The 19,938-nt window shown below is 43.6% G+C and carries 15 protein-coding genes; 8 read left to right on the top strand and 7 right to left on the bottom strand.

The features are described 5' to 3' along the window. Positions 1-11: 11 nt before the first annotated feature. Positions 12-1,166: a Gfo/Idh/MocA family protein gene (locus tag ACXAGK_RS18590; RefSeq protein WP_474857381.1), complete on the bottom strand. Its 1,155-nt coding sequence runs from the start codon at positions 1,164-1,166 to the stop codon at positions 12-14. Between the two features lie 376 nt (positions 1,167-1,542). Between ACXAGK_RS18590 and ACXAGK_RS18585 the strand changes: the two genes are divergently transcribed. The 3 genes from ACXAGK_RS18585 (at position 1,543) to ACXAGK_RS18575 (ending at position 3,943) form a co-directional block, all read left to right on the top strand. Then, positions 1,543-2,547 carry a LacI family DNA-binding transcriptional regulator gene (locus ACXAGK_RS18585; protein WP_474857380.1) on the top strand — a complete coding sequence of 335 codons (1,005 nt, stop codon included), beginning with the start codon at positions 1,543-1,545 and terminating at the stop codon, positions 2,545-2,547. Between the two features lie 55 nt (positions 2,548-2,602). Next, complete coding sequence (locus tag ACXAGK_RS18580) at positions 2,603-3,556, top strand: sugar phosphate isomerase/epimerase family protein (protein ID WP_474857379.1); 954 nt, start codon at positions 2,603-2,605, stop codon at positions 3,554-3,556. Between the two features lie 63 nt (positions 3,557-3,619). Beyond that, positions 3,620-3,943: a DUF3392 domain-containing protein gene (locus ACXAGK_RS18575; protein WP_474857378.1), complete on the top strand. Its 324-nt coding sequence runs from the start codon at positions 3,620-3,622 to the stop codon at positions 3,941-3,943. A gap of 26 nt (positions 3,944-3,969) precedes the next feature. Here ACXAGK_RS18575 and ACXAGK_RS18570 read toward each other — a convergent pair whose 3' ends face one another. Beyond that, positions 3,970-7,812, bottom strand: coding sequence for a hybrid sensor histidine kinase/response regulator transcription factor (locus tag ACXAGK_RS18570; protein ID WP_474857377.1), 3,843 nt, complete (start codon positions 7,810-7,812; stop codon positions 3,970-3,972). 74 nt (positions 7,813-7,886) lie between these two features. On the opposite strand from ACXAGK_RS18570, the gene ACXAGK_RS18565 reads away from it, so the two are divergent. Continuing rightward, positions 7,887-8,042, top strand: a complete 156-nt coding sequence (locus tag ACXAGK_RS18565) for a hypothetical protein (protein WP_474802624.1) — start codon at positions 7,887-7,889, stop codon at positions 8,040-8,042. A 3-nt stretch (positions 8,043-8,045) separates the two neighbouring features. On the opposite strand, the gene ACXAGK_RS18560 is transcribed toward ACXAGK_RS18565, so the two are convergent. Next, positions 8,046-8,564 (bottom strand): HAD family hydrolase, encoded by a 519-nt coding sequence (locus ACXAGK_RS18560; RefSeq protein ID WP_474857376.1) that lies wholly within the window; start codon positions 8,562-8,564, stop codon positions 8,046-8,048. A gap of 278 nt (positions 8,565-8,842) precedes the next feature. On the opposite strand from ACXAGK_RS18560, the gene ACXAGK_RS18555 reads away from it, so the two are divergent. Both ACXAGK_RS18555 and ACXAGK_RS18550 read left to right on the top strand, forming a co-directional pair. Beyond that, positions 8,843-9,736, top strand: coding sequence for a DMT family transporter (locus ACXAGK_RS18555; protein ID WP_474857375.1), 894 nt, complete (start codon positions 8,843-8,845; stop codon positions 9,734-9,736). 150 nt (positions 9,737-9,886) lie between these two features. After that, complete coding sequence (locus ACXAGK_RS18550; RefSeq protein WP_474857374.1) at positions 9,887-11,686, top strand: GGDEF domain-containing protein; 1,800 nt, start codon at positions 9,887-9,889, stop codon at positions 11,684-11,686. A gap of 70 nt (positions 11,687-11,756) precedes the next feature. Here the strand turns inward: ACXAGK_RS18550 and ACXAGK_RS18545 are convergent, their stop codons facing one another. The 3 genes from ACXAGK_RS18545 to ACXAGK_RS18535 all read right to left on the bottom strand — a co-directional run bounded on the left by ACXAGK_RS18545 (position 11,757) and on the right by ACXAGK_RS18535 (position 15,723). Then, entirely contained in the window at positions 11,757-13,280 is a 1,524-nt protein-coding gene (locus ACXAGK_RS18545; protein ID WP_474857373.1) for a trehalase family glycosidase, read from the bottom strand. 2 nt (positions 13,281-13,282) lie between these two features. After that, entirely contained in the window at positions 13,283-14,521 is a 1,239-nt protein-coding gene (locus ACXAGK_RS18540) for an MFS transporter (protein WP_474857372.1), read from the bottom strand. Between the two features lie 167 nt (positions 14,522-14,688). Then, on the bottom strand, positions 14,689-15,723 hold the full coding sequence (locus ACXAGK_RS18535; RefSeq protein WP_474857371.1) for a LacI family DNA-binding transcriptional regulator: 1,035 nt from the start codon (positions 15,721-15,723) through the stop codon (positions 14,689-14,691). Between the two features lie 304 nt (positions 15,724-16,027). On the opposite strand from ACXAGK_RS18535, the gene ACXAGK_RS18530 reads away from it, so the two are divergent. After that, entirely contained in the window at positions 16,028-18,286 is a 2,259-nt protein-coding gene (locus ACXAGK_RS18530; RefSeq protein WP_474857370.1) for a TonB-dependent receptor, read from the top strand. Between the two features lie 266 nt (positions 18,287-18,552). After that, a complete protein-coding gene (locus tag ACXAGK_RS18525) occupies positions 18,553-19,224 on the top strand; it encodes a haloacid dehalogenase type II (protein ID WP_474857369.1) in 672 nt (223 codons plus the stop codon). Between the two features lie 71 nt (positions 19,225-19,295). Here the strand turns inward: ACXAGK_RS18525 and ACXAGK_RS18520 are convergent, their stop codons facing one another. Further along, positions 19,296-19,556 (bottom strand): hypothetical protein, encoded by a 261-nt coding sequence (locus tag ACXAGK_RS18520; RefSeq protein WP_474802642.1) that lies wholly within the window; start codon positions 19,554-19,556, stop codon positions 19,296-19,298. Between the last annotated feature and the right edge of the window lie 382 nt (positions 19,557-19,938).

Genomic DNA, 19,938 nt, shown 5'->3' with positions numbered 1-19,938 from the left:
TTGTAGTTGCATTATTGCGTTCCTTCCTGACTAACCGACTCCCATTTAGTGTCACTGTCAGTACTAGCTAGCATGGCGTCGATAAATACCATCCCGCGTAAGCCAGCATTTATTCCAGGAACGCCGTCAGCTTTGCCTTTTTGATTAGCGCGCACTGCTTTGGCAAAGTCGGTATACAAATTTGCCATGGCTTCTAAGTAGCCTTCTGGGTGGCCTGCTGGAACACGACAACGTTCAGATGCCTCATCACATAGACCAACTTGACCTTGGCCCGCTCTAAACACTTGATAAGGGGCATCAACAGGGCGATAGATAACAGAGTTGGGCTCCATTTGTCGCCACTCCAGACCACCTTTGTCACCATATACACGGATCTTCAATGCGTTTTCTTCACCTGCACAAACCTGTGAAGCAATCAAAACCCCCGACGCGCCCTTTCTAGTTTTGATAAGCGCAGCACCGTCATCGTCCAATCGACGTCCTTCAACATGCGTGTATAGTTCACCACATAGCGAGGTAACACTGTCGTTTAATACAAACTCAACCAGACCAAAGGCATGAGTACCTATGTCTCCCATTGCACCTGTTGCCCCAGAAATTGCTGGGTCGGTGCGCCACTGCGCTTGCTTATTGTGCGTTTCTTCTTCGCCAGACAACCAGCCTTGGGGATACTCAACATACACTTTTCGAATGTTGCCCAGCTTACCGCTTTCAATAAGATGACGAGCTTGCCAAACCATAGGATAACCAAGGTAGGTATGAGCCAAGCCATATAGCGATTCATTTGCGTGAATAAGATCTTGCAGCTCTTTTACTTCAGCAAAGTTAACGCCAGCTGGTTTTTCACAGAACACATGAAAGCCCGCTTTAATTGCGGCAATTGAAATGGGTACATGAAGATGATTAGGTGTGACGATTACTACCACCTGCATGCGATCTTGCTCAGGTAACTTCGCTTCTTCGTCAAGCATTGCCTGCCAACTACTGTATGCGCGAGTTAACGGCACGTTTAACGATGCGGCAGTGCGTGAGTTATTATCTTCATTGCGGCTAAATGCGCCACACACCAACTGGTAGTTCCCATCTAACCCTGCGGCATGACGATGTACGGCACCGATAAATGCACCTTCCCCGCCGCCGATCATTCCCATTCGTATTGGTTGCATCGAAATTCCTCTTTGTGCAATTGCACTATTGGTGTAGCTAATGCGACAAAATGTAACCCGTTACATTTTAATGGTCAATACAAAAAACAGCATTTTATTAATCTAAAGTTTACATTCGGCAGCGTAATATCGGTTAAAAGTCGAAATAAATGGCGATAAAACGGGCTTAATTCAGAAGATAGATGAAGTGAAATTTACAATTAATCTACAAATAACCTTTGACGTTCTCGTTAAAGTACGTATTCTTTAACCTAAAATGAAAACGGTTACATTTTAACTTTACGGTTAATTTGAATTCGCTACCATCGTATAACGCCTACCGTTAGCTGGTTGGGTTTACAATGCATACATGAACTAACAAACAACAAAAATAGAAATGGCAAATATTAGAGATGTAGCAGATAGTGCCGGCGTTTCGGTTGCTACCGTATCAAGAACACTACAACAACCTGAGCGTGTTTCTCCTAAAACACGCAACAAGGTAATGGCTGCGGTTCAGGCAGTTGGATATAAACCTAACTTAATGGCGGTAAAGTTTCGCTCGGGAAAAACCCACAATTTGGTGGTGCTGGTTCCCACTGTGGCGAACGTGTTTTTTGCCCGTGTTATTAGCGGAATGCAGGAAGCCGCAGCAGAGCTAGGTTATTCCATTTTGCTTGCCAACACCCTTGGTAACAGTGAAATTGAAAGCCATTACGCCAAAATGGTAAGCACTTCGCAGGCAGACGGACTTATTCAGTTGCGTGCACACAATCCTTTTGATGCCACTATGGTCAACGACAACGGTCTACTTCCCATGGTCAATGCCTGTGAAGTGATTGACGATGGTCAATACCCCGTTGTGTCTTTAGACAACCGGGCTGCAGCTAAGGCGATGACCGAGCACTTAATATCGTTAGGGCACTCCCGCATTGCCATGATCAAAGGGCCAAACTCAAGCCCGCTGACCCAGGACCGGTTAGTTGGCTACCAAGACGCACTAAAGCAAGCAGGTATTTCCTTTGATGAAAACTTGCTGTTCCCGGGCGACTTTACATTGCAGGCCGGATACAACGCTGGTGAAACTATCGCCCGTTTGAAAGCCAGGCCTACCGCTGTTTTTTGTGAAAACGACGAAACAGCTATTGGTGCTATGCAAGCCTTCAAGCAGGCTAATTTGCATGTGCCAAACGACATTTCTGTAGCAGGTTTTGACGACATTGCGTTCTCAGCCTTTGTCGACCCGCCGCTAACGACTATTGCACAACCGGCAGAAGAGTTTGGTAGAACGGCGGTAACGCTTTTAGTGGACCTACTGAACGGCAAAATTCGCAAAGCCCCCAAGGTTATTATGCCGTTTGAACTTATTGTACGTGGGAGCACAGGCAAGGCTTTGAGTTAATTAGTGAGAATAAAACGCCAGCCCCTATGAAACTAGACATATAAAGGAGCACACAGTGAATTGGAGTAAAGAAGCTTTAAGCAAAACAGTAATTTTAGACGCGGCCAGCAACATTGGCTCTGGCGTTTCAAGACGACAGTTCATTAAATACTCGTCTGGTTTATTGGCGGCTATGAGCGCTCCTGCTGTTTTGGCAGATACGAGTTTGGCGAACGGGCATGGTGGTGATAAAGGAGCAATGATGAAGGGCATGCATAACAGCGCGGTTGGCCTGCAGCTTTATACCCTAAGAGATATTATGAAAGTAAGTGTACCGGCTACGCTTAAACTAGTAGCTGACGTAGGCTATACGGAAATGGAGTTTGCAGGCTACTTTGACCATAGTGCAAAAGAGATTAAGCAACTGCTTGACGAAAATGGCCTTACTGCGCCCTCGGCTCATATTCAGTTAGATGAGTTCGATACCAACCTTTCACAAATTTTAGATGACGCTCACACCGTTGATCACAAGTACTTAGTGGTACCTTGGCTTAGCGAAGCTCAGCGCGGTAGGGGAATTGCGCCTTACCAAGCCCTTGCAGAAAAGCTAAACACCATTGGTGAAGCCTGTAAAAAAGAAGGCATTACCCTTGCCTACCACAACCACGATTTCGAGTTTGAAGTACGCGACGGCAAGACACCGTTGGACGTACTAATTACCCAGACCGACCCAGACCTTGTTGCCATGGAACTTGATTTATATTGGGCGGTAAAAGCAGGTAAAAACCCGGTTGATTATTTCAAGCAGTACCCAGGCCGCTTTAAGCTTTGGCATGTAAAAGATTTGGCGGAAGACGGCAGTTTTGCTGATGTGGGCACAGGCACTATTAACTTTAAAGAGATATTTGCGCACGGCAAGTTAGCTGGCATTGAACATAAATTTGTAGAGCGCGACCAAACCACCGACCGCATAGCAACAATTGAACAAGGCTTTAAAGCAGTAAGCGAACTAAATAAAGGCGTTAGCTAACGCTTTTGACCGTACCGTGTTTATAATGGGCACATAGCAAAGCATCATAATAGTAGTAATTTTATGAGTGAACTTTTCAGTGCCCTTTCTCGCACATTAAGCCCCTATTACACCGAAATGAGCATTATGCTTATGGCCACAATTTTAGTGATGTACGGCGACCTGATTAACGGCCATGTAAAACGCATTCTTGCGCCTTATCACTTTATTATTCGCGTTAGCTTGTTTGTAGTGCTGTGCGCCTTCGGCTATGGCGCACTAACCTTGTACGGCGCACCTTTCTTGAAACACACCCTAGCCTACTTGCCTTGGCAGTACCAAGGTGCAGGTTATGTGGCATCGTTTCTATTGATAGGCTTTTTGGCGGAAAGGCGTAGGTATGTTTAGCAGCTTTTTTACTCTGCCTTAAAAAACTAAGCGACAGTTTTACTATATTGCTCTATGTACTTTTTAGGTGGTAGATGCATGACCTTTTTGAAAGAGGTAGAAAAGTAAGCAGCCGTTCCAAAACCCACATCTAGACATGTATCCAAAATGCTATTTCCTTCTAGCAGCAGTGGAATAGACTTTTCGATTCTAAAGCGCGACAGAAACTCGCTGAAATTGTAGTCAAACAACTCAGACATCCTTCGATTTAAGCTTCTTGGACTTATCAATAATTGTGAGGCAGCTTGGTCTCTATTGAATGCTTCGTCTTGATAGTTCTTTTCAAGAACTGCGATGAAGTTTAGATAGAAAGCCATATCCTTCTCGTTATCAAATTCTGGAATTATTAAGCACCCGAATTTGAAAACGGGAAGTGCACTTTCATCATCTTCTTTTTCTTTTGCTTCTCTGACCGACAATAAGTGTTCAACACGCAGTATTATTTCTTCATTTGAGGCAGGCTTTGCTAAGAAGTAATCTACCTTTTCCTCTAGCGCTGCTTTCTCTAGTTCAGCACCTGTTTCAGCAGTGAGCATTAATATTGGAATGTTTGCGTAGCTAGGGTTTTGGCGAATAGCCTTAGTTAAACCAAGCCCATCCATTTCGAGCATCATTTGATCTGTTATGACCAAGTCCACCAAATAATGTTGCATTACATCTAATGCTTGGACACCATTTCGCGCGACTAGACAACGATATTTGTCTGAGAACAGGTCGAAAAGGTAAGAACGGAATTCTCTGCTGTCATCGACAATTAACAGCGATTTTTTGTTTGTTTTTGCATCCGCTGGCAAAAGATCTTCAGCATGCGAATTCACAAAAGTAATATCATCAATCGGTAGCGTTACGGTTACTTTTGTTCCGACACCTTTTTGGCTTTGAAGGGCAATCTCTCCTTGGTTTAACTCTACTAAAGTTTTAACCGTAGCCAATCCCACACCATTTCCATCTAATTTTGTATTGCCCCTAGCAAACCTTTCAAACACTTTACTTTGCAAGTTCTCCTCTATTCCCTCACCATCATCATTTACAATGATCTTTAGCGTCTTGCTATCCTGTATTGCGCTAACTTTTATCGTGCCAAGTTCAGGTGTAAATTTGATAGCGTTCTTAACTAAGTTAGCCACGATTTTCTCTAGGCTTTCACTGATCAGAGACACATCTTTTTTAACCTTTATCCGCACTTCTAGATTTTGCCGCTTTTGCTTTGCTAAAGGTTCTAGAGATAGCACAATAAAACGGATATTTTCGGGTGAATAGGACTTGTAATAATCTTCTGCTTTGAAAGCTGTAGGGACATCTTGGCTCATTTGATTAATTAACTGCTCAACTCTTTTCATGTTGTCTTGAACACAGACTAACTCTTTGCGCGTGCCCTTATCTGCGTCAGAAATTTTTTCTAGTGAACCGTTAATCACTTGAATAGGTGTTCGAAGTTCAGAGGTGATTTGATTAATAAAACGCTCTTTACTACGCAGCATTTTTTCGAACTTTGAATGCCCGTCTGTAATTTCATAGCGAGTTAGATGTGCGTATAAATTGGTGGTTTTGAATTTTTCATAAAGCTTACTTGCAATACCCACCTTCCATAAGTAAGAAAGCAATATGACGATAGATAGATATAAAATGATGCCCCATTTAGAGGCCCAGAAAGGCGGAGCTATATCAAACTTTATAGTCAACCCATTTGAAGTGTCTCTATTGTGGCTGCTAATTACATTAAGCGTGTGAGTACCAAAGCCCAAGTCACTTAAAGTTAAACTCATTGATGTTTTGTTATGTGAGAACCAAGCATTATCGTCTAACTTGAACTCAATCCCCTCGCTCTTGCTATAAACATCACTATCGACAAAATTAAAGGTGATCTCTTTAAAATCGCTGTCGAAGTTAAAATTGAGATGCTCAGGAAAGTGAAGCTCGTTCTGTCCTTTTTTATCATTCCATTTAATGTGCGTTAGAACAGTAGTTTCTACTTCAGTGGGTAGATATTTAAGGCTTTGTATTAATTCCTTTTCATCGAGCAAATAACTGTATTTATCCCCTTTCACTAACACTTTTGTGCGCAGTTCCTCAAAACTTTTGTACTCAAAGTCTGTATCAAAAAGACCAAACTGCATGCCAACATTAAAAGCTGACTTACTTGACCGAGGTTTTATGAAAAGCCCCATATTTGAGGCCACCCATAGATTACCGCTCTCAGTAACCATAGCCCCGCGAATAAACCTTAGTTCACTTAGTCCCTGAATAAATGAAGAGTTGACCGAGCCACTCTTCTTATCGATTTCTTTTAAGCCAGCGCCAGATGTACATAGCAAATAAGCGCTTTCAAACTCAATTAAACACTGAAGTCCAAACCAATTCCCTTCGTCGGAGCTAATTGTCCGCCAGTTGAACTTAGACAACTGAAAATGCACATTATCAAACGCATCAAAAGCAGCTAGCTCACCACCACTTAACAAAGAGCTATAAACAATATTACGGGGAGCTTTGATTGTGTCTTTTATGGCTTCATTCACTAAATAGTAGTAGTTGGCGCTAACCCCATCATCGAAGTAAAAATAGAAAGTGTTTTTATCGACTTGAATAAAATGAGTGAAATCACTTCTACACAGCTCCAATGGGTTTACCCCTGCTAACCGAGCAAAAATTTCTTCTTTGTGGGATGTACAATGGGTAATTTTATCTTTTACTAACTTTTTCTCAGTTAGCTCCCCAATACTTTCATTTAAGGTAAATAGACCATTTTCAATTCTGACCAATGTTTCCGTTTCGTCGATAGCAGATTTCTGTATGTTTTCTCTTAAAGCGTTCCCATTGAGCGATACTAGGTTTGTCGACAACTTTGTTTTGGGTAAAGAAATTAAGCCCAATTGAGATGAAGCAATAAGCATTGAATCATAAGGGCCGACCGCTATTTTGGTTATAGAGCGAATTGCCTCAGATGTAAGAACTGGGTTCATAAAGGGAGGCGTTGAAAGCTTCCCATTTTCTAACATTAATAGCCTCCCATCCGAAACCCAAATTTTGTTATCTTCTGTTTTAATTACATCGTTTATATAAGTACCACTAATTCCCTCAGTAGGAATATATCGCTCTTTATTGCCAAATATGTAAAGTCCCTCTGGACCTCCAATGTATAGCTCTTTATCGATCACCTTGATAAATGTCGCACTAGATAGCAACGGTAATTTGTCTCTTAATTTATACTCTTCCACACTACCTGCCGTTTCTGAAATTGAGACGTAACCTTTGTCTGAAGCTATATGCACGTTACTTTTTTCAGAAAAAAGAGAGTAAACACCATTTAACTTTAAAGCTGCCAATTGGGAGCTTAACTCGGTCGAATGGCTTGATTGCCTATTCACTTGTATAACATCGTCGATGACAGAAAAGTAAAAGTTTGTGGAAGTCATTGTCATGGCCCAAACAGAGCGTGACCAATTTCTATCGGCAAATAGCTGCTTAGCTTCCTTGGTTTTCAAATTAATTTCGAAAATACCCACGCCATATTCGACAACCCACAAACTAGCGCCAATCATATGGATATCAGAGATGATACCTGTAGCATTACTGGTCGTGTTAAACTTTAAACGCTCGGACTCCTTTCCAATTACTTCGAACACACCATTTTCCGCGGCTACATAAACTACCTTGTTTGATACCTCTATATCGCGGATAACGCCTGAAGGAATCCCGCCGAAGGTAGTCCTCCCCTCTAAATTGACACCTATGGCTTGGCCCGTTTTTGGAAGAAAAATCAAATAGACAAGGAAAATTAGGACATAAGGATGAGTCTTCAGTCGATATCGATGAACTGTCTCAGTAGTCATATCTTACATCCCTGTATAGCGTGTACTTTTTAATTGCTCATAAGAGCAGGAAGATTAAAAAAATAGGAATGGACATGAATATCGAACAAAAAACAAACATGCAAGAGCTGGCTGAGGAAGACTATACTAAAGTATATGCAGGGATTAACGTGCCATTATTGGATGGAGGTTATTATTTTATTTTACCAATAGGGCCGATAAAACCAAAAAAACCAGATGTGGATAGATGACATCTAAACCAACAACCACTTCATCCCAGCATTCTCGGCGGCTTGCTGGTCATAAATAAAGTCGCCTACATACAGGCAGTCTTCAGGTTGAAGCTGCCATGTATTCGCCACCATTAATAAGGCTGTTGGGTCGGGCTTGGCTGGGGCATCTTCGCGGGTTAGCACGTAATCGATAGGTATACTGTTGTTGGCTACCTTAATTTCGGTGGCCTGGCGGCAGTTGCGGGTAACTATTGCCATGGGTAAGTTGTTTGCCTGCACTTTCTTTACCATGGCTTTGCCTATGGCTAGCCATTTAGCGTTCTGTGCATCCTCTAGTTCGTGCTGCAAAATAGTGCGGTGTGCATTGGCTTTGGTTTCCGCGCAGCTAAGGGCATCGACAAAGGTAAGAATATCCTCGTCTTGTGGGCAGCCTATGTCGGCGCGCATTCGCGTAAAGTTAAGGCTAGACTCTACCAAGGTGCCGTCTAAATCGAATATTACACCTTTAATGCCGGTTAAGTTCATCTGCTCTACACTCACGCTTTTCTCGTCCTTTTACTTCATTAATACTCTAGAGACACGATTAAGACACACTTAGAACAATTCAGCGCGTTTTTGCTCATATTTTCTGATACCAACATAATGCCACGAAAGTCTTTCACCTTCTGTTACGTTTACTTAAGGCTATGATGTTTTAACTAAAAACCAACTGGATGATTTAAGTTTACGCCAACTACACCATGCATTAGCATAGCCGCTCTTTTTGGCAGACTAAACGTTGCCCTTTCTCATTTATTCATATTGTTAACAGGTAGTTTATGGGTGTTTTTGCTGCGCTAGGTACAGCGCTTTGTTGGGCTATTGCTGCGCGCTTATTCCGTGGTACAGGTAACGCATTTTCGCCGCTAACTATGAACTTTTGGAAAGGCTTAATTTCAATTGCCATTTTGGCTGTTGTGCTACTTTTCGTTCAGCCAACCGGGCTTACCACTGGCACAGTGTTGTGGCTATTGCTTAGCGGCCTAATTGGCATAGGCATTGGCGACACCTGTTTCTTTAAAGCCCTACAAAGCATTGGCGATAGCCAAGCGGTACTGGTAGCCGAAACCCTTGCGCCTTTATTTACCGCGCTTTTCGCTATGGCCTTTATTGGCGAATGGATTACCTGGCAGCAGTGGGTTGGCGTTGCTGTGGTGCTATTTTCGGTAGATATGGTGATAAAGGCACGTAAACGCAGTTCTACTCATGTATTTGCTACCAGCGGTTATTTATATGGCGTAGGCGCCGCACTATGCCAAGCCATTGGCGCGGTAGTCAGCCGCGACATTTTAAGCGCTGGAGAAGTTGACGCTGCAAGCGCGGCATTTTTGCGATTAGTAGGCGGCATGGCCTTTGTGATACCGCTTATAGCCTTAACCAAAACCCGCTATATGCCAGTTATCGACTATCAAAGTAGCCACGACAAGCGCATATGGCCGGCTTTTGTGTTAGCAACACTGCTTGGTACTACTGCCGCTATCTACTTACAAATGTTTGCGTTCGCCTTTGCCAAAGCCGCCGTTGTTCAAACGTTAATTGCCACAAGTGCGTTAATGTCGTTAGGGGTAGCCTGGGTACTTGGTGAAAAAGCGACAAAGGCCACCATTGCATGGTCTGCCGTTGCCTTAGTTGGCGTGGCAATTTTGGTAAGTTTTGGGTCGCCTGTACATTAGGGGTAATGCGCTTACCACTTTTTAATAGCTGCTAAATTCAGACACAAAATACGCATTAGGATACAAAAAAGCAGTAAGATTTACGGGCTTTATATAGTAGTTATTGGCTCAAATCGATATTATAAAGAAAAAACGTAAACGCTATCTCTTATGGCTCGAAGGTTATATTTAACAGTCTTATCTTTTTTCAGCGTGTTGTTCGCTTCTTCTGCGACTCTGGCAAATACTGATGTCGATGCCGTTATCGAAAAAGTTCGCTCGCCCTCGTACGATTGCCCAAGTCAATCGTTACTGCCAGAGCTAGAACAAGCGCTCACTTTAGAAAGCATCACATCCCAACAACGTTTTGCATTGACCGTCGCCAAAGGGCAGTTTTTAATTTGTCGCGGCAAGTATGAAGAAGCAGAAAAGATGCTGCTTAAAGCCATAATGCAAAGCAATATAGATGAGAGCTCGTATGCGTTTGCATCGGCTATTTATCAAATCGGCTTTTCTTATGACGCCAGAGAAAACCCAGCGCGCTGTAAATACTACCAACAGGCCCAAGATTTATCTTCTCCAGAACGCCATAGCGATATTTTTACCAGCTCTTCGCTAGGGCTTATTAACTATTGTTCCGAGTCTACGTCGCCCGAGGTTAGGTTGGGTAAAATGTTTGGCGTACTTAAACGCTATTCCGATAACGGTAGTCCAGGCGAACTCGCGCATATCCACAATGCTATCGGCCTTCTCTATGGTGATTTAGAACAACACGCTTTGGCCGCAGAGCAGTATTTGAAAGCCCATGAAATGGGCCTGCTTGTTTACAAAGGCAGTAATAAGGTAAGTATAATTATTAGTGCCATTGTATCACTGCTAAGCAGCGGACAAACCGACAAAGCCTATCAAAGTATTTTGGAGCTAGGTGCACTGAATAGCGAAATCAACACACCACTTAGTAATTTTTTGTATCAATATGCACTGTCTATCTATTATAGAAAAACGCAAGATTACAATAACCTAGCCTATACTCTGTCCGATTTAGAAGAAGCATCAGCCAATATCTCTAGCTCTTTTGGTCAAATGCTGGTTGATTGGCACAAAGCAGAACTATGCTTACACAACAATAACCTAACCTGTATAAAGCAATACTTAGCTGACATAGGTGCGTTAGATAAAAATGCTATTCCAAGGATTTTCGAAACCAACCTAGACTACTTGAGCTTCAACGTTTCAATATTTTTGGCTTTAAACGATATAGAGCGCGCAAAAGAAGCCCATAATATCTACTCAAAAGAGGTCATTAAGCGAAGAGAAGTTACCCAAGATACCGCGATGATTGTCGGTGCTGCCAACTTGTATACGCGTATTTATGATCTTGAATCAGCTATTGAAAAAGCCGAAGAACAAAGAAGGAATACTTTGTATACCGCTATCGTTGTGTTCTTAGCGCTGGTTCTTATTACCGGGTACGTTTTACGTAAAAAGCACCTAGCACGCAAAGCCATCGACCCGGTAACACTTTTACTTAATGCTGATTCAGCCATCGCACGCATTAACAAATTAGATGCGCCTAAAAAGGGGCGCGCCATTGCTATTGCAATATTCGACATCAGTAACCTACGAGAAATTACGCGTAAAATGGGCTCTACGAAAGGCGATTTCGTATTGCGGCAAATTGCGCAAACTTTTCAAAACGTTATTCGAGGCAACGATATCCTGGGCCGCTTTGGAACCGACCAATTCATTTTATGCCTTCACAATATTGAAGAACGAAGCGCGCGCCAGTTCTTTGACCGAGTGCAAAGCGCGCTAGAGAACACCTTTGAGAGTGACATCACAGATGACTATATTACGGTTGAGTCTCAAATGAGCGTATTTATTGCTACCGAAAAAATTACTGGGCTTAACGATATACTCGATGACATCGCCATGTCGATTGATATGGAAAGTCGAACCGATACCAATTAAAATTTCACAAGCAAAGAACGCGCGGCCCGTTATTACGGTACCGCGCGTTTTTGCTTTAACGGAAGCTTGTTTACTGGTTCAGGTACGTCTGAAAACGGGTATACACGCCATTGGTCCAACCGAAACCTAGCTGAACCTCGTATTCACCGCCGCCTGCTTTTATTTCCGGTTCACACACATTGTACTTTTCAAGTAGCACACCGTTTGATGCAAAGTGGCCTTCAATGGTTTTACAAAAGCGCAGCATGATGGTTTGAGCCTGCATTCCAAACCCATAGTTGCGCAGCCCTTCAACGGCAAACAGTTGAAGCGGCGCCCAGCCATTTGGCGCATCCCATTGTTGCGACGTAGCGTTTGAAGTCGTTACCACGCCACCTTCTTTTAGCAAGGTGTCCATCACCGCTGCGCACACTCCTTTTGCCTGTTGATCATTTGCGATACCAACGAACAACGGCACACACATAGCCGCTGACACTACATCGGTTTGAGTTTGTGTGGGGAAGTGGTAGTCAAAATAGCCCGCTTTTTCAGCATTAAATAAATAGGTGTTTATTGCGTTGATTCGCGCTGTAGATGCCGCACTGTAGCGCGCTTGCTCGGCACCTTCAGTCACGCTTGCCAGGGTTTGCTCAAGCGTTACCAAAAGCGCATTTAAATCTACGGGAATTATTTCAGTAGTACGAATACTTGCCAATGAATTGGGATTAGCTAGCCAACGCGAACTAAAGTCCCAACCCGATTCGCAAGCCGCGCGAACATGCTGGTAAAACTGACTTTTGTCAGCGCCTATGTGCTCTGCTGTTTCTATGTCTTCTCGATAAGACTCAGGGCGAGGCGTAGGCTCGGTGTCGAAGTAACGATTGAGTATAGCGCCACACGGCATGGTGACCGTGCGCAGTTGTGCTGCGCCCTTCTGTGACGCGTTCTCGCCCGCTTCATTCATCCAAAACTGGTATTCTTTCTTTAAGCCGCAGATAACGTATTCTTTTTGCTGGTCGCTTAGAGCGTCTTTTAGCAAGTTATAAAACAACGCCAAAATAGGAGGCTGACTGCGAGAGTAATAATAGGCGCGGTTGCCATTAGGAATGCAGCCCACTTCATTTAAAATATCTACAAAATTAACCAACATGTTGATTGCCATGTCGGTGCGCCCCGCATCAATTAAACCTAGCGCAGTGAAATATGTATCCCAATAATAGATTTCGCGAAAGCGTCCACCCGGCACTATGTATGGGCGGGTTAGCGCTATTAAGCTGTCTTTCTGTTCAGTGTCGGGGGTACGCGTTAGCACCTGCCACATATGCTCAATATAATCGGCTACATTTTCAAACTTGGTTTGCGATGTTGCGCTAATCATTTCTGGAATATCGAAATGGGTATTAACAAACGTAGCTAAGTCTACTGCTTCACCGCTTTTCTCAGCATCTAAACACGCTTGTTCATAGGCCGCTAAAACGGTATTGAGATCGGTTTTAACAATAGTGTCAGCAAAGGTTTTGCTGTCTGGGAATAACTGTGCCATTTGCACATGTTTAAACAAGTCGCTGGCAAAAAACGACAAGCTGTCGCGCCAGTTGTGTGAAGAAGAACTCATAGTTACTGCGCACCTTTAGGCGATAGAGAAGAAGACGCTCGTTTAAAGAAGAATAGGGTTACCACTAATGCACCTATTGGAATAAGCGATAGATAAAATGCTTGTTGGCCCCCTACTGCGTCGAAAATAAATCCAGTCACGATAGAACCTGTGGTTCCCCCAAGAGCCGAAAATACAACAATTAGCCCTGTCATAGGTGCATGTTGATGTTGAGGTAGCGCGCTTAGCATTACCGAGTTTAATACGGGGTAAATAGGCGCCATCATCAATCCAATTAATGGAATAAGGAACGCAGCTATTGGTGCGTCAGCCCAGCTAGCTATTGTGCTGTCAGCCACGTTTTCGGCAAGCGGTAAGCTTAGTAGCATTACCGCAGCCATACCCGCCAAACAGATATTTAAGAAGGGATACCAATTCATTCGCGTAAGTACTGCGCCCGCAGTTAAGCGTCCAACGGCCAGCGCTATCGCAAAGATACTGGTTATTTGAATGCTGACTTGAGTAGGTAAGCCCAGCACCTCTTTGTTAAAAGTTGGCAGCCACGAACCTATGCCCTGCTCAATTAACACGTACAAGAAAATAGAAAAGATAAACACCAGCACTAAAGGCTTGTACGCCAGTTTCAGCATGCTGAAGAACTCGCTTGCAAGGCCTTCTGATTGCGCTTTTTCCACAGGCTTTATAGGCGCCAATGCCACAACAATTAACGTAAAACCAACCAGCGCAGCTAGTAAGTAGTAAACGTTCAGCCAAGATAAAGAAGCGTCGTTATTGGGGTCGATAAAACCAGCGAACACCCAGTAGCCAGACAATACGCCCAACATAAAAATACCTTCAATGGTGTTCATTAATGATGAGTGCGCTTTAGTGGTAGACGACAGCTGCCCAATTATGGCGTACACCGACACTTTCACTAGCGCAAATGCAGTACCTATGCAGGCAAACAACACTTTAATGAACCAGAAACTTGCGATAGAAGGCGTCAGCGCACAGGCAACGGCCACTAATGCTAACCCAAGTAGCATTGAAAGCTTGTAACCAACTCTAGGAATGAAGCTGGCCACTAGAAATGAGACAACAGCAATAGAAAGATCTTTAAAGCCTTCAAGTGTGCTTGCTTCTGGCTTACTAATGTCAAAGCTATTGATCGATTGCAGAATAACGGTACCCACACTGTTAAGTAGTATGGCAAATACATAGTAGCTAATGGCAATGGCTGCAATGACCAAGAATCGGGACATGTGTAAACACTCTGTTAACTGAATTATGCAGGAGTGTAGTCGTAAGAAAATAAAAATGCAAACGTTTGCAAAGCGCTATTATTTTTTCGTTAGTGCTAAATATCGACACTCTGTTATCGTCAAATAATCGCGCTTATGCGTTAGAGGGCTGATTAAAAGATGAAATATTAGTCGCTGTGCTGCGTAGAACGACGAGCAATTAAAGTTGTTTCCACTACCTGGCTTTCTGTCAGTTTGTTTTCAAACTGGTTTAATAGCTGCGTAACCATCTCTATTGCGGCTTGCTGAGTATTCTGACGCACTGTTGTTAGCGACGGGTGCATAAGTTCGGCTAAAGAAATATCGTCGTAACCCACAATGCCTACATCGCTTGGAATACCTACATAGCGCTCTTTTAATGCTTTTAACGCGCCTAATGCCACCATATCACTTACACAAACGATCCCATCGAAATCTAACCCATTCGCCTTTATACGCTCGTTAATGTATTGGTATGCTGCTTTCGACGTAATATCGATGGCGCAGGTGCACTGCGTGTCTATTGGCACATTCGCATCGCGGTGGGCTTGCGAATATCCCTTGTGACGTTCCTGCATTTCTGCGTGTTCAGAGTCTCCAAGAAACAAGATGCGTTTGGCGCCGTGGCTCAGCAAATGCTGGGTTGCCGTATAGCCCCCCAGATAGTTGTCGCCCCCAATAATGGGATAGGGCGCATCTGTTTTTGCATCGCCCCACACTACTATAGGAACGCCAGACTGTGCTGCTCGGTCGATTTTGGAAGTGGATTTACCTTGCCCGATGACAATAATACCGTCGGCGCGTTGGCTGCGAATAAAGTAGTTCGCCCAATCGTCAGATGCCATAAATGAGTTAGACAGTAGTAGCTCGTAGCCTTTGGCATTTAGCGCCTGATTTAGCTCTCCCACCAGCTTAAGCAGGAATGGGTCTGTGGTGCTTTGTTCGGTGTTGTCGATTAGATTTAGAATCACCGCTATCACGTGAGTTTTCTGTGTTCTTAAGCGGCTAGCGGCCGCGTTAATACTAAAGTTATGCTCTTTAGCTAGCGCCTGAATTCTGCTTCGGGTTTCCTGTTTAATAAGCGGGTTGTCTTTCAATGCCCGTGATGCTGTCGATGTTGATACACCAGCAATATCAGCCAGCTTCGCTAAGGTGAGTTTTGTTTCAGAAACCAATGTGACCATTCTCTAAAAATTAGGTATACCGGGTTACCCGTAATAACACTACAAAATAAAAGCATAAAACCGCTATTTAGACCGGATAATTCGTCGACTCAACAGCCGAATTCACAATATAGCGCGAATTGTCTTGGCGTAAAACCATGTTAACAACAATAAACAAAAAATTTGCAAACGATTGCATTTTATCCTTGCAATCGTTTGCAAACAGATCTATTTTGTTTCGCAATCGTGATGCGTATAACAATTTTTAAACCTGTTTAACGCATTCAGTTAACAACGCAATAGAACATTTTCGGGAGCACACACCATGAAAACGTTGTTTACAAAAGGAATGCTGGCGAGTGCAGTAGCGGTAGCACTAACGCAGCCTGCCATGGCACAAGAAGACGTAAAACAACAAGCGAAAGACAACGCAGAGATCATTGTTGTCAGCGGTACGCCAGGCGGCGCAGGAATTAGAAAGATTGACGCAAGCTTCGCGGTAACCAACATCGACGCTAGCGACATTGAAAAATTGGCACCTAAGTCTACGGCCGATTTGTTTAAGGCCATTCCAGGTGTTTGGGTTGAAAGCTCTGGCGGTGAATCGGGCGCTAACGTATTTGTACGTGGTTTCCCAGGTGGTGGCGATGCGCCGTTCTTAACTATTGCGCTTGAGAACTCTCCTATTTACCCTGCGCCTACGCTTTCTTTCCTTGAAAACTCTCAGCTGTTTCGTATAGACGATACAATTGAAATGGTTGAAGGTTTACGCGGCGGTCCAAACCCAGTAGTTAGCAACGGTCAACCAGGTCTTACAACTAACTTCCGCCTTAAACGTGGTGGAGAATCAACAGAAGCGTCAGCCAAGTACACTATCTCTGACTACGGCCTAAACCGAGTAGATGTTGTTGCTAGCGGCGCACTAGATGACGACCTGTACTACATGGTAGGTGGCTACATTAAGAGCTCAGAAGGTATTCGTGATGCCGGCTTCAACTCTGAGCAAGGCAATCAATTCACCGTTAACATCACTAAAGTATTCGACAAAGGCGAGCTTAATCTTTACACCCGCCAGACAGATGACCGCGGTACGTGGTATTTACCTACACCTTTGAATATTGAAGGCGTTGATGCGAACTATACGCAGATAGGGCCGTTGAACCGTCAGGGTACTATTACCTATGGTCCTAACGATACTACCGAGTCATTCGACTTCGGTGAAGGTCGTGGATGGGACGGTCACGTAAGTGGCGGTAGCATTAAGCTAGATTTGGGTAACGACTGGCAGCTAGTTGACCGCTTTAACCTTACAAAAGGTGAAGCCAATACGTTTGGTCTTGTCCCCAGTGGCTCTGCGACGACGGTTGCAAACGTTGCAGATAACGGCGAGTCTGCCACCGGCGCTGTAACTGGAACCGTATATGACAGCGACACTCCAATTCAACAAATTGGCCGCTGGGTTGTACTAAAAGACATTGAAGCCTTCACTAACGACCTTGCTGTATCAAAAAGCTGGGAAGATTTCGACACGTCATTTGGTATTTACAGTGCATCTACAAAAGCTAAAGACTGGTGGAGCATAGGTAATACGGCGTATCACGTGCTGCAGTCGGGTGGAGAATTGCTTGAAGGTATCGAATGTAATACCGATGCACAGGGTTGTGATTTTAACTACGATATTAACTCTGTTGGCGACGCAAGTACCTTTGCTCTATATGCCACAGGTACATGGTATGCCAGTTCAGACTTGAGCATTGATCTAGGGTTACGTCGTGAGAACCACGAAGTTAGTTACTCAGTTGACGAAGACCTTGATGGTGAAATTACCAAAGCGCTTGAATACGATGAGAGTAAAACATCGTGGACACTTGGTGCTAATTACGCGCTCGACGATACCAGTGGTGTATTTGTTCGCATGAACCGCGGTTATAAAATGCCTTACTTCGACGATTTCAGAGACAACTGGGGCGCATATACTGGCGGTAATGATCTTATTAAACAAGTTACGCAGGGCGAGCTTGGCTATAAGTACATGAATGACAGTATTCAATTTTTCGCTACAGCTTTTGCCAATGAAGTCGAAGGTGACACATTTGTCCGCCGTCCTGGCGCGCCAGCTGAAATATTGACTAACGAAGCTTACGGTCTAGAACTTGATGGTCGTTATAATCACGATTCTGGTTTCTCATTGAGCGTTAATGCAACGATCCAGGAAACTGAGATCACTGAAAGCGCAGAAAACGAAGGTAATGAAGCGCAGCGTCAGCCAGGCTGGCAGGTTCGCGTTACCCCTAGCTATGCGTTCGATATTGGTGATATGTACGCAACCGTATACGGAACATTTTCAGCCGTTGATGACCGCTTCGGCAATAATGAAAACACCGTTGTACTTGAGGGATACGAGAAAATTGATGTAGGTCTAACATTAGAGCCGACGGATTCACTTCGTCTACAATTTTCCGTTGATAACCTTACTGATGAGCAAGGTATTACCGAGGGCGATCCACGTAATCCCGAGTCACCTAACGGTCGCTACATTATGCCTCGGAGCATGAAGCTAAGCGTTTCCTACTTGTTCTTCTAAGAACATAGTATTAAATCTACAAGATTAAGCCGGCCTCTGTGTCGGCTTATTGTTATCAGAGTTTCCTTACATTCAGCTCTGTTCAGTGTCTTGCCACTACACGCTTTTATTTTGCTAAGCCCCCTTTGTATTCCTTCAACGCCAATCCATCGACATTGGTCGTATAGCGCTTTAGCAAAACCAATTCTGTTTTACAGTGGTATAAGCAACAGGCGCGTTAGGACAACACGCGACGTTTCCAGTCATTAATAATAGGAAGGTGAATTGTGACGCCAAGGGCTATTTTCTTCGATATCAATGAAACACTCTTAGACATGCAGGCCATTAAAACAGGCTTAGCATCTGTATTAAACGGTGATGAAACACTGGTCGACTTATGGTTTGCTAACCTGCTTCACCATAGTTTGGTGGATGTAACATCGGGGCAGTTCCATGACTTTATTGATATCGGCGCGGCAGTGCTTACCATGGTAGCCCACAATAAAGGAATAACCCTTGATGAAACTACCGCGAAAGACACCATTAAACAGCATATAGCCAAGCTACCCGCTCATAGTGACGTTATCCCGACGTTGAAGGCACTTCAAAGTGCGGGATTCTCCCTAGTAGCACTTTCAAATTCATCAAAAGCAGGGCTGGATGCGCAGCTGGAATATGCCAATATTAAGCCGTATTTTTCTCATATATTGAGTGTGGAAAGCGTACGAACTTACAAACCTCATGCAGCGGTTTATCACTGGGCCTGCCAACAGGCTAATGTGAAGAACGAAGACGCCATGATGGTAGCGGCCCATGGCTGGGATGTAAGCGGCGCTAAGGCGACAGGTATGCAAACTACATTTGTAGAGCGTTCGGGCAAAATGATGTACCCGTTAGGGCTTGCACCTGATCACAGTATTAGTTCGCTGGATGATTTAATACGTATAGTGACTGACTAACTTTATTTACTGTACAAACAAAAAAAGTCTTACCAAGGTAAGACTTTTTTGTTTCTAAACACACTTTGCGATTAAAGCTTTGCTAGCTCTGGACGATTAGCTTTAAAGCCTTTTGTACTACATGAGTTGCGTTTAGTTTCTAATGCACTTAATTGGCGCTTAAGCCATGATTTTTGAATACCAGACTTTGCTACGTCCATTTCAGTGCTTACGCGAGTGATTTCTTTTCCGACGTTTACACATGCTTTCTTATTCGGTTCAAAGCCGCCGTTAGCTAAAACTGAAGAAGAAAACATTAAGGCTGATAGCGCAATTAGCGTTTGCTGTTTCATAAGAGTCCCCAACTACTCGTTATAATCCCGGGTTAGTGTTTTACCGTAAGAATGAGCATATACTTGCTCTTAAATCTGTAAGGAATATAGCAGGCCTTTTTTTGTTATTAGGTACAGCAAAATATACGTAGTAATAAAACTTTGCCTACTTTGCCGCCGCTATCACACATAAACCGTTGTCTTTTATATTATTATGACAACAACGCTTTACCTTACCATTCCACTTACGTATCGATTTTTATATTTTTACGCACTTCCAAGTAAGCCTATCCATAGTATCGGCTTCAGTAACAGCATTCTGAAGCAGCATTACCTACTCATTAAGCTATGCTATTAAAACACCTAAACTTTTCTGTAACAAGAAAAGTTATAACAATCGCTT

The sequence above is a fragment of the Alteromonas sp. ABM1_013 genome, assembly GCF_056160505.1.
This window is presented reverse-complemented; position numbering and strand designations above follow the sequence as displayed.